This window comes from Pseudomonas brassicacearum subsp. neoaurantiaca, from assembly GCF_013608025.1.
In the GTDB taxonomy this organism is placed as follows: domain Bacteria; phylum Pseudomonadota; class Gammaproteobacteria; order Pseudomonadales; family Pseudomonadaceae; genus Aquipseudomonas.
Window position 1 is genome coordinate 1 of record NZ_VDLV01000044.1, and the last position, 10,069, is coordinate 10,069.

Genomic DNA, 10,069 nt, shown 5'->3' on the forward strand with positions numbered 1-10,069 from the left:
CAAAGCTACGTCTACGAACCCGGCACCTTCCGCCCCCTCGCCCTGCTCGAAGGCGAAGGCCCGGACAACGCCACGCCGTTCCACTACCACAACGACCACCTCGGCACACCGCAGGAACTGACCAGCCACCAGGGCGAAATCGTTTGGGCCGCGCGCTACAACGGCTACGGAAAACTCACCGAACTAAGGCATGGCGACAGCAAGCGCCTGGAACAACCGCTGCGCTTCCAAGGCCAATACCACGACCGGGAAAGCGGCCTGCACTACAACCGGCACCGGTACTACAATCCGGAGACGGGACGGTATCTGACGCTGGATCCGAGCAAGCTCAAGGGCGGGCTCAACGGGTACCGGTACACCCTGAACCCGACGGGGTGGGTGGATCCGTTGGGGTTGGACGACTGCCCTGGGGGTGACGGGTGTAAGAGGCCGGCGGTTGGGGAGCAGGATCCGGCGGCTAAGGTTGCGGTTGATGAGGGGGAGACTTCGCCTCCTGTTATTCGAAATGTTGACCCAACATTGCTGAACCGAATACATGCAATATCAGGCAAGAGTTCTACAAAGAGAGTAGAGACGATCTCAAAAGATATGCGTAACGGTGGTTACGATGACAATTTCCCTATTGAGGCCACCGAGCATAACGGCAATCTGTATATTTTGGATGGTCATCATCGAGCCGCAGCTGCAAGACAAACAGGAACCAAGGTGACCTTGGTGCTTATAAGGGACATCGCTGGCCACAACAGTACACCGAATAACATTGAAGAGGTCCTTGACTCAGCAAAAAACGTGGGTTTTGACCGACTGGAGCAGCGCCGAAGATGAACAATCAAGAAAACTTAGCGGAATTAGCTCGTGATTTCCTTTCGAGCGTCGACGAAGCCACTTTTCTGCTTGAGGAGAAATTTGGCACTCGGTGTATTTTAAGATTATGGGGCAGCGGAAAAATAAAGCGCTGCGGGGTGGTTAAGGGAAACGTAACCTACGAACTTCATGGCGTGGGATGCGCCGTGAAACTACCACATGCACTCGTTGATTTTGATTATGGTCCCGACGGAAGAATAGATGGCTTTGATGCATGGCGCTTGTTTATCTACGCTAGCGAACTCCCCGAAAAGTACCCCAAATATCAGAGCAAGGAAGTTCTAAATTTGGAATTCGAAGAACATGTCGCATCAGGTCGATTTGAACCGATGCCTAAAGGTCGAAACGGTTTTTATTGCTTATCGAAAAACAATTGAAGGCTCCTACAGCGATAGCTGAAATAATTCGATCCAAAAGACTTTGCCAAGCAAGGCATTTCTCCATTCAAAAATATACAGATGATACCGAGTATCTGGATGCGTGGCCGCGCTATCAATATCGAACCCTCAGCGATGCAAAAACCAATTCTGAGAAAAGTTTAAAAGACAGGCTTTAAATAAATGGGCGAAAGCCTCCTAGAGGAATTGCCAGCCCGCCACGATCGTAGGAGGAGCGTAGCTAGGTTGCATCGATATCGAAGATGTGCCCACCAACGACCTACCGACACTCGGCACCAAAAATCGATTAATCAAAGCGCCCCACATGACCATATATATAAAAGAAAAACCAGACACCTGCCAGCCAACGTTTACCAGAACAAAACCAAGCTTCTATAGTCTCCAAAAACAAATTAACCGTAATGTACTAGCTCACGTTCGAGCTCTATCTTTTTTACTGGATATATAAGAACTGGAAAACATACCAAGCCACAACCAACACATTAGCCCTCCCTCTGATCCGCACTGTGCTGGGATTATTTTTTACACACGCCTTGTTCATAAAAATTGAACAACAGCTAAAAAGCACGAAAAACCATATAAATGGAGCCCACGGCTACTCGCAAGCGGACTGGTATTTTCGTGTGTCTTAACGATTTATTCCTTCCTGGCACCCTATGGCGCCGGCGCACAATATTTATTCCCGCTAGTAACTGCCATTTAAATTTTTATTGCTTACTAAAAGCACAAGCTGCAATAAACCATCTGGAGAATGATCCAGAGGGAGCACAAAACTCCAACATAACCATACCCAATTGCGTATGGATTGCGTCGTTAGGATTCGGATTATTGCTTTGGATTGTAATAAAAATCTATTTTTTTGGTGGTATTTTCCACGCATCCTTTATCTGATCAGATGGGTATTTTTACAACTTAGCTCCTAAATTAGCACTGACTGCTTTACCTATGCTGCAAGCGAGCAACTACCTTACATTCAATAGGTATGAGATGGACGTAAAAAGGCCTTGCCAAGCAAGACCTTTTTATTCCAAAGATAGTTGCCTCCGCCCTACCTCACCTCAACAATATCCAACGCCCGATTCGCCAACAATTCACTCACCTCAATCACCTGCAAAATCCCCAACGCAACATGCCGCCTTGACCCATCCAGGTCAAACGCCAAATCGCTGATCATTGCATTAGCCGAAGCCAAGTTTTCACTCAGATTCGCAAGCAAACACTCAGAATTAACGTCGGGATCAATCCGAAAAATGGAGTCAGTCTTGTCAGACGTTTCGCCCTTAGGCTTGGGCTTCAGGTAGTAATCCAACGCCCGCGTAGCAGCGTCATCGATTTTCTTATTGCGAGCGGACTGAGCGCGGGAGACGTGGTCGCCTGCGTCCGGAGGATTCGGAGTAACTTTTGCCATTATCTTGCTTCCTGTTTTTGGAGCCATCACCCACTCGCTGCTAAACGAGGGGAGGCAGCTGTACGCAGGTTAGCAGACCGGGGAAACAAGAAACCGGCGCGTCCGGGGACGCCCTGCGCACAGCCACCATCAAGTACAGAATGAAGAACTTCTGACTGGATGACGCCTTGCACAACCTGTTTCACCACGAGCTGCTAAACCCGATCACTGATGAGCAGTGACGGGATTCAAGCTACCGGCGTGGGCCCAGGCGCACAAGCCGGCGGATTCTGGCGTAGTTGTAGGCAAAGGCGCAAGGCGGTGTCGGCAAGCTGTCATGGCTACGGATTTGGATGACGTCAGGTCAGTTAAATCACTCTCGTCTGACACACCGCCATCGCGAGCAAGCTCGCTCCCACAGGGGATCACCTAAAGGCCAGAGCCGTATTTCGAGCCGGCCACCGAGACGATAACCAAAAAAACGGAACCCAATCCCAGCGCTCCCTCTCAACTTTAGAGAGACCAACCCCGAGACGGAGCCCGCCGCCATGAACCACCCAACCCTCACCTTCGCCCAACTCCACCCCGGCGACCGCTTCACCCTGCCCGCCGATCAACGCCTGTTCACCAAACTCACCGACAGCACCGCCCGTGAGCACAGCGTGCATTCGATCAATTTGAAGGAGGAAGGCTACGGTTACGCCGAAGACCCTATAAAAGACCTGCCCGGGGAAGCGCCGGTCGAGTACGTTCCGGTGGGCGGTCCATTGCGCGCAGGGGGTTGAGCTTAATACCGCGACTATAAACGTCGCGACATGAGCCACTGTTCCTTGCCCCACGCCTCGAAGCGCTCCAGCACTTCCCAGCCAAGCTTGGCGTAGTAGTCCCGTTCACTGTGGGTGTGCAGGTACAACGTCGCGAAGCCAGCCTCTTTGGCATGGTTGCAGATGCCTTCGATCAATCGCGCGGCGAGGCCCCGGCGTCGGGCATCCGGGTGGACGAATACGCAGGCCAGCCAGGGGCCGAGGTCGGGGCGTTCGGGCAGGTCGTCGTTTGCCAGCGAGGCGCCGCCCAATAGCTGGTCGTGTTCCAGGGCGATCAGGCATTTCCAGCGGCCATCGCGCTGCCCTGCCGAAAACTCCTCCTGCCAATGGCCGAGTGATTGGTGGGCAAATTCATAGGTGAATTCCCGATACAGCCATTCGGCCATCAGGTTGCATTTATCCATGTGATTGACGAGCCAATCCACTCGCAGCATGTGAACAGTCCTTATGCAGTCGTTTTTCCAGCGCGAATACCGACGCAGATGCCTACCCGCGCGCATTCCCAGCAAATACCCACCAGCAAAGCCCCAACCTATCGTAATCTCGCATCTGCACAAGCCCTGCCCCGAATCCGGCCGAGATCACTGTCCATATGCCTTCCATCTATCAACTCAAGCCCGCTTTCCAGAATCTGCTTCGCCCCGCCGTACAGCGCCTTTATAACAATGGCGTCACCGCCAACCAGGTGACCTTGCTCGCGGGCGTCGTGTCCGTGCTGGTGGGGGCGGTGATCGCGTGGTTCGCCAGCCATCCTTGGGTGTTTGTCCTGGTGCCGGTGTGGATGTTCCTGCGCATGGCGTTGAACGCGGTGGATGGCATGTTGGCGCGGGAGTTTGGCCAGCAATCGAATCTGGGCGCCTACCTCAATGAGCTATGCGATATCATCGCCGACGCTGCCTTGATCCTGCCTTTTGCCTTGTTTCCCGATACCAGCCTGTTGCTCGTGTTGTTGGTCACGCTGTTGGCGTTGTTCAGCGAATACGCTGGCGTGCTGGGGGCGATGGTCGGGGCTTCGCGACGGTATGACGGGCCGATGGGCAAGAGTGATCGCGCCTTCGTGTTTGGCGTACTGGCGACCGGTATTGCCCTGGGTTGGCTCGGGGCGCTGTGGGTTGATGGTGTGATGGCGGTGGTTGCCGCCCTGCTGGTTTATACCTTGGTCAATCGGGTCCGTCATGGCCTGAGCCAAGTGACGGAAAACGCTCCCTCAGCATAAGGAAGTTGCAATGCGCGAAGCCCAGGAACTGACGTTCACCACCCACGATGGCGTGGAGTTGTTCTACCGGCACTGGCCGGCTGTCGAAGCCACGGCGGGTGAACCCCGCCAGGCCGTGTTGTTGTTTCACCGCGGTCATGAGCACTCGGGGCGCATCGCGCATCTGGTGGATGAGCTGGATTTGCCTGGGTTCGAGTTTTTCGCCTGGGACGCACGCGGCCACGGCCAGTCGCCTGGCGAGCGCGGCGACAGCCCGAGTTTTGCCACCAGCGCCCGTGACGTGCAGACCTTCTGCGATCACATCGGCGCGACGCACCAGATCGACGAACAGAACATCGCCGTGGTCGCGCAAAGCGTTGGCGCGGTGATCGCGTCCACCTGGGTCCACGATTACGCGCCGCGCATTCGCTCGCTGGTGCTGGCGTCGCCGGCCTTCAAGGTCAAGCTCTACGTGCCGTTCGCCCGTCCGGGCCTGGCGCTGATGCGCAAGTTCCGTGGCAACTTTTTCGTCAACAGTTACGTCAAGGCCAAGTTCCTCAGCCATGACCCGGAGCGGGTCGCGTCCTACGACAGCGATCCGCTGATCACAAAGGCCATTTCGGTGAACGTGCTGCTGGGTCTGTACGAAGCGGCCGACCGGGTTGTAGCCGATGCCCAGGCGATCCAGGTGCCAACGCAGCTGCTGATTTCCGGCTCCGACTTCGTGGTGCATCGCAAACCCCAGGAGCAGTTCTTCGAGCGACTGGGCAGCCTGCATAAGGAAAAACACATCCTGCCGGGTTTCTTCCACGACACCCTCGGCGAAAAAAACCGTGCGCCGGCCATCGCCAGCGCCCGTCGTTTCATTCTGCAAAACTTTGCCCGTCCGCTGGACCGCCCTTCCCTGTTGGACGCCGATCGCCTCGGCGTGACCTGCGCCGAAGCGGAAACCCTGGCGACGCCGCTGCCGCACAACTCGCTACGCGATCTTTACTGGCGCATGACCCGCGCCAGCATGCGCTTTGGCAGCAAGTTGTCTGCGGGTGTGAAGCTGGGCTTCGACACCGGATTCGACTCCGGCAGTACGCTGGACTACGTCTATCGCAATCGCCCCACCGGCACGTCGGCGCTGGGCAAGATGATCGACCAGAACTACCTGAACTCCATCGGCTGGCGCGGCATTCGCCAGCGCAAGGTGCACGTCGAGGAGTTGCTGCGCCTGGCGATGGCCGAATTGCGCGCCCAGGACCGCGAGGTGCGCATCGTCGACATCGCCGCCGGTCATGGCCGCTACATTCTGGAAGCGCTGCAAGGCGTCAGCCCGCTGCCAGAGTCGATCCTGCTGCGCGACTACAGCGACATCAACGTGCGCGACGGCAGTGCGCTGATCGTTGAAAAAGGCCTCGGCGACATCGCTCGATTCGTCAAGGGCGATGCCTTCGATCGTCAGGATCTGGCCGCGCTGGAGCCCAAGCCAACCCTCGCAGTAGTCTCCGGCCTGTATGAATTGTTCGCCGACAACCAGATGGTCGGCGGCTCCCTCGCCGGCCTGGCCGAAGCCGTGGAGCCCGGTGGTTTCCTGGTCTACACCGGCCAACCGTGGCACCCGCAACTTGAACTGATCGCCCGCGCCCTGACCAGCCACCGCGCCGGCCAGGCGTGGGTGATGCGTCGACGTACCCAGGCGGAAATGGATCAATTGGTCGAGGCGGCTGGCTTCCGCAAGATCACCCTGCGGGTCGATGAGTGGGGCATTTTCAGCGTTTCGCTGGCGCAGCGGGTCCAGTAATGAGCGCTGTCATTGCTCCGGCCCGCGAACCCGCGCTGCTGAAACCGGCGGTGCTCTGGCTGCTGTTGCTGGCGCCGCTGTTTTTCACCACGTACGGCTTCGCCACCTGGGTCACGGCCCAGCGTGACGATGTCGGCAGTCTGGTGTTCGGCTGGGAAAGCCACATGCCGTTCATGGCCTGGACCATCGTGCCGTACTGGTCGATTGACTTGCTGTACGGCCTGTCTCTATTGCTGCCCAACAGCCGCGATGAACTCAAGCGCCACGCTTTGCGCCTGCTCACGGCCCAGGTGATCGCGGTCAGTTGCTTCCTGCTCTGGCCGCTGACGTTCACCTTCCCCCGGCCGGAAATGGATGGGGTGTTTGGCTGGTTGTTCGAGGTGCTGGCCGGCTTCGACAAGCCGTTCAACCAGGCGCCGTCGCTGCACATCGCGCTGCTGGTGGTGCTCTGGGTTTGTTATGAGCGCCACCTGCAAGGCGTCTGGCGTTGGTTGATGCACGGTTGGTTCGCGTTGATCGGCGTGTCGGTGCTGACCACGTATCAACATCATTTTGTCGACGTGCCGACCGGCGCGCTGGCTGGTTGGTTGTGTGTCTGGTTGTGGCCGCTGGACCGGCCGAGTCCGCTGATCAGTGCGCGCCTGACGACAGATCCTGCCCGTCGGCGCCTGGCCATGCGTTATGGCTTGGGCGCGGCGGCAATGTTCATTCCGGCGTTTGCCTTCAGTGGCGCGTGGCTCTGGCTGATCTGGCCGGCGGTGGCGGTGCTGATGGTGGCGCTGAATTATCTGTTGTTCGGCGCGAGCGGGTTCCAAAAGCGTGAAGACGGCCGGCTGAGTCCGGCGGTACGCTGGTTGCTGGCGCCTTATCTGGCGGCGGCGTGGATCAATTCCCGCCTGTGGACGCGCAAGCATCCGCAGCCGGATCAGATCATGGATGACGTCTGGCTCGGGCGCATTCCTACGTCGGCTGCGCTGAAGGGCAGCCCATTCAGCGGGGTGCTCGACCTGTGCGCCGAGTTGTCCATAGACAGCACCGCAGTCGCCTATCGCACCGTGCCGGTACTCGACCTGACCGCACCGACCGCCGAGCAATGCCTGGATGCCGCGCAAAAAATCGAGCAACTGCGCCAGCACGGGCCGGTGCTGGTCTGCTGCGCCTTGGGTTATTCGCGCAGCGCAACCGCTGTGGCGGCGTGGTTGTTGAGCACGGGCCGCGCTGACAGCGTGGACGCAGCGATTGCGCAGATCCAGCGTGTGCGTCCACGTGTCGTCCTGCATCCGGCCCATCGCCAGGCGTTGGGGCAAATATCCGCCGGCTTCGGGGAATGGTCATGAGCAGTGACATCGAACTGCACACCGTGGCGAGTCTGTTGCGCCGGGGTCAATCACTGGATCAGCTTTCTACCGGCCTGACGCTGCTGGCGGCGCTGATCGGCCTGGGCCAATGGCTGGTGGGTAGCGTCGATCCGTGGCTGTTGTTATTGAGTTTCGGCGTGTTCGTCCTCGGCATGCAGGAAAAATACCTGGCGTTTCGCGTGGCCTTTGATGCCGATCTGTTTCAGATTGTCGCGGATGCCAGCAAGCCACTGACCGAACGCACCCAGGCGCTGGACGAGGCGCTGGCCAATCTTGGCTTGCAGCCGGCCGAACGCGGCGGACGATCCTGGCCCGAGCGCAGCCACGGTTCGATGCGACTGCTGCGCCGCCAAGCCTGGCTGGTGGCTATCCAGGCGCTGTTGACGGTGAGTTTTGTCCTGGCGAGTCCTTGGCTGGTTTACTCGGGTCTTGGGACTTAAACAGGAAATGAATGGCTTTTTGTGGCGAGGGAGCTTGCTCCCGCTGGAGGGCGAAGCCCTCCCCTATGATCTGCCTGATAAACCGCGACCTCAGTGTTAGGGCTACTTCGTAGCCCAGCGGGAGCAAGCTCCCTCGCCACATTGTTTGTCTGCGATAGATATCGCATAACTTCAAGCTTTCAGGACAAGGAATCCTCATGTTCGAACCCGTGGTCGCCAACCTCATCACCTCCGCCGCGCGGATGGTCACTGGCGCTCGCAGCCTGTGGCTCGGCTGCGCGCCCAAGCCCGTGCAGCGGATCTACTTCGCCAACCACAGCAGCCACGGTGATTTCGTGTTGCTCTGGGCCTCGCTGCCGCCGGCGCTGCGCAAGCTCACCCGACCGGTCGCCGGGGCCGATTACTGGCAAACCAGCCCGATGCGCCGCTACATCATCAACCGAGTGTTCAACGGCGTATTGGTGGACCGCGAGCGCAAGGATCCTTCCTACAGCCCCTTGCAACCGATGCTCGACGCGCTGGAAAACGGTGACTCGCTGATCATCTTCCCCGAGGGCACGCGCAACCCGGAGGAAGGCTTATTGCCGTTCAAGAGCGGGATCTACCACCTGATGAAAAGCCACCCCGAGGTCGAAGTGATCCCGGTGTGGATCGCCAACCTCAACCGCGTCATGCCCAAGGGCCGCGTGTTGCCGTTGCCGCTGCTGTGCACCACCAGTTTCGGCGCGCCGCTGTGCATCGAAGAAGGCGAAAGCAAAGAGCAATTTCTAGAACGCAGCCGTGCCGCGCTGCTGGCACTGGCCCCGGAGCACGTTTGACATGGATCGATATACCCTGATGTTGTTTGGCGGGATCGGCGCGATCCTGGTGCTGGCCTCGTTGGTCGGTTTCATTCTCAAGCTGCGGACCAAAGGCGCGCCGAACTCGGTCATCGAGAACCTCAACGCGCGGATCAATGCCTGGTGGATCATGGTGCTGGTGATCGGCATCGCGTTCTGGCTGGGTAACGCGGCGGTGATCCTGTTGTTCTATGCGGTGTCGTTCTACGCGCTGCGGGAATTTCTCACGCTCACCCCGACGCGGCGCAGTGATTACCCGGCCCTGGTGGCGGCGTTCTACCTGGCGCTGCCGCTGCAATACCTGTTGATCTACTACGACTGGTACGGGCTGTTCTCGATCTTCATTCCGGTGTACGTGTTCCTGCTGCTGCCGATCCTGGCGTCGTTGGGCGGTGACAGCACGCACTTCCTGGAACGAGCTTCGAAAGTGCAGTGGGGGTTGATGATCGCGGTGTTCTGCATCTCTTTCGTACCGGCCTTGTTGACCTTGGACATCGCTGGTTTTGAAGGGCGCAACCTGCTGCTGATCGCCTATCTGGTGATCGTGGTGCAGCTCTCGGATGTGTTGCAGTATGTCTGCGGCAAGCTGTTCGGCAAACGCAAGATCGCGCCCAACCTGTCACCGTCAAAAACCGTGGAAGGCTTCGCCGGCGGTATTTTCCTGGCCTCGCTGATCGGCGGTGCGCTGTGGTGGATCACGCCATTCAACCCGTGGCAGTCGTTCCTCATCGCCTTGCTGATCAACCTGCTCGGGTTTGCCGGCGGCATCGTCATGTCGGCGATCAAGCGCGACCGCGGCGTCAAGGATTGGGGGCACATGATCGAAGGTCACGGCGGCATGCTCGACCGCCTGGACTCGGTGTGCTTCGCCGCGCCGATCTTCTTTCATCTGGTTCGGTATTGGTGGACTTGAGATAACCCTTCCTGACCACCGCTTACCCCTGTGGCGAGGGAGCTTGCTCCCGCTGGGTTGCG

At 58.2% G+C, this 10,069-nt stretch carries 11 protein-coding genes; 9 read left to right on the forward strand and 2 right to left on the reverse strand.

The annotated features are described in order from the left end of the window. Together FHK92_RS20985 and FHK92_RS20990 are read left to right on the forward strand one after the other, a co-directional pair. A partial coding sequence (locus tag FHK92_RS20985) for an RHS repeat-associated core domain-containing protein (protein WP_181289769.1) occupies positions 1-825 on the forward strand: 825 nt, incomplete at its 5' end. After that, positions 822-1,241 carry a DUF6896 domain-containing protein gene (locus FHK92_RS20990; RefSeq protein ID WP_181289770.1) on the forward strand — a complete coding sequence of 140 codons (420 nt, stop codon included), beginning with the start codon at positions 822-824 and terminating at the stop codon, positions 1,239-1,241. The genes FHK92_RS20985 and FHK92_RS20990, both read left to right, overlap by 4 nt. A gap of 1,069 nt (positions 1,242-2,310) precedes the next feature. Here the strand turns inward: FHK92_RS20990 and FHK92_RS20995 are convergent. Continuing rightward, positions 2,311-2,670 carry a DUF6124 family protein gene (locus FHK92_RS20995; RefSeq protein ID WP_181289771.1) on the reverse strand — a complete coding sequence of 120 codons (360 nt, stop codon included), beginning with the start codon at positions 2,668-2,670 and terminating at the stop codon, positions 2,311-2,313. Between the two features lie 527 nt (positions 2,671-3,197). Between FHK92_RS20995 and FHK92_RS21000 the strand changes: the two genes are divergently transcribed. Continuing rightward, positions 3,198-3,434, forward strand: a complete 237-nt coding sequence (locus FHK92_RS21000; RefSeq protein ID WP_181289772.1) for a hypothetical protein — start codon at positions 3,198-3,200, stop codon at positions 3,432-3,434. Between the two features lie 14 nt (positions 3,435-3,448). On the opposite strand, the gene FHK92_RS21005 is transcribed toward FHK92_RS21000, so the two are convergent. Then, a complete protein-coding gene (locus FHK92_RS21005; RefSeq protein ID WP_181289773.1) occupies positions 3,449-3,907 on the reverse strand; it encodes a GNAT family N-acetyltransferase in 459 nt (152 codons plus the stop codon). A gap of 158 nt (positions 3,908-4,065) precedes the next feature. Here FHK92_RS21005 and FHK92_RS21010 point away from each other — a divergent pair, with 158 nt between their 5' ends. The 6 genes from FHK92_RS21010 (at position 4,066) to FHK92_RS21035 (ending at position 10,007) form a co-directional block, all read left to right on the forward strand. Continuing rightward, positions 4,066-4,689 carry a CDP-alcohol phosphatidyltransferase family protein gene (locus tag FHK92_RS21010; RefSeq protein ID WP_181289774.1) on the forward strand — a complete coding sequence of 208 codons (624 nt, stop codon included), beginning with the start codon at positions 4,066-4,068 and terminating at the stop codon, positions 4,687-4,689. Positions 4,690-4,699: 10 nt separating this feature from the next. Next, positions 4,700-6,457 (forward strand): bifunctional alpha/beta hydrolase/class I SAM-dependent methyltransferase, encoded by a 1,758-nt coding sequence (locus tag FHK92_RS21015; protein ID WP_181289775.1) that lies wholly within the window; start codon positions 4,700-4,702, stop codon positions 6,455-6,457. Further along, complete coding sequence (locus FHK92_RS21020) at positions 6,457-7,794, forward strand: phosphatase PAP2/dual specificity phosphatase family protein (protein WP_181289776.1); 1,338 nt, start codon at positions 6,457-6,459, stop codon at positions 7,792-7,794. Before FHK92_RS21015 ends, FHK92_RS21020 begins: the two co-directional genes overlap by 1 nt. After that, on the forward strand, positions 7,791-8,255 hold the full coding sequence (locus tag FHK92_RS21025; protein ID WP_181289777.1) for a hypothetical protein: 465 nt from the start codon (positions 7,791-7,793) through the stop codon (positions 8,253-8,255). The genes FHK92_RS21020 and FHK92_RS21025 overlap by 4 nt, the downstream gene beginning before the upstream one ends. Positions 8,256-8,452: 197 nt before the next feature. Next, positions 8,453-9,073: a lysophospholipid acyltransferase family protein gene (locus FHK92_RS21030; RefSeq protein WP_181289778.1), complete on the forward strand. Its 621-nt coding sequence runs from the start codon at positions 8,453-8,455 to the stop codon at positions 9,071-9,073. Position 9,074: 1 nt separating this feature from the next. After that, on the forward strand, positions 9,075-10,007 hold the full coding sequence (locus FHK92_RS21035; RefSeq protein ID WP_030140429.1) for a phosphatidate cytidylyltransferase: 933 nt from the start codon (positions 9,075-9,077) through the stop codon (positions 10,005-10,007). Positions 10,008-10,069: the final 62 nt, after the last annotated feature.

Excerpts from the sequence above, each read along its gene's own strand:
- FHK92_RS21010 (WP_181289774.1), top strand. The coding sequence starts at position 4,066 with ATGCCTTCCATCTATCAACTCAAGCCCGCTTTCCAGAATCTGCTTCGC.
- FHK92_RS21015 (WP_181289775.1), top strand. The coding sequence starts at position 4,700 with ATGCGCGAAGCCCAGGAACTGACGTTCACCACCCACGATGGCGTGGAG.
- FHK92_RS20995 (WP_181289771.1), bottom strand. The coding sequence starts at position 2,670 with ATGGCAAAAGTTACTCCGAATCCTCCGGACGCAGGCGACCACGTCTCC.
- FHK92_RS21025 (WP_181289777.1), top strand. The coding sequence starts at position 7,791 with ATGAGCAGTGACATCGAACTGCACACCGTGGCGAGTCTGTTGCGCCGG.
- FHK92_RS21000 (WP_181289772.1), top strand. The coding sequence starts at position 3,198 with ATGAACCACCCAACCCTCACCTTCGCCCAACTCCACCCCGGCGACCGC.
- FHK92_RS21035 (WP_030140429.1), top strand. The coding sequence starts at position 9,075 with ATGGATCGATATACCCTGATGTTGTTTGGCGGGATCGGCGCGATCCTG.
- FHK92_RS20990 (WP_181289770.1), top strand. The coding sequence starts at position 822 with ATGAACAATCAAGAAAACTTAGCGGAATTAGCTCGTGATTTCCTTTCG.
- FHK92_RS21020 (WP_181289776.1), top strand. The coding sequence starts at position 6,457 with ATGAGCGCTGTCATTGCTCCGGCCCGCGAACCCGCGCTGCTGAAACCG.
- FHK92_RS21005 (WP_181289773.1), bottom strand. The coding sequence starts at position 3,907 with ATGCTGCGAGTGGATTGGCTCGTCAATCACATGGATAAATGCAACCTG.
- FHK92_RS21030 (WP_181289778.1), top strand. The coding sequence starts at position 8,453 with ATGTTCGAACCCGTGGTCGCCAACCTCATCACCTCCGCCGCGCGGATG.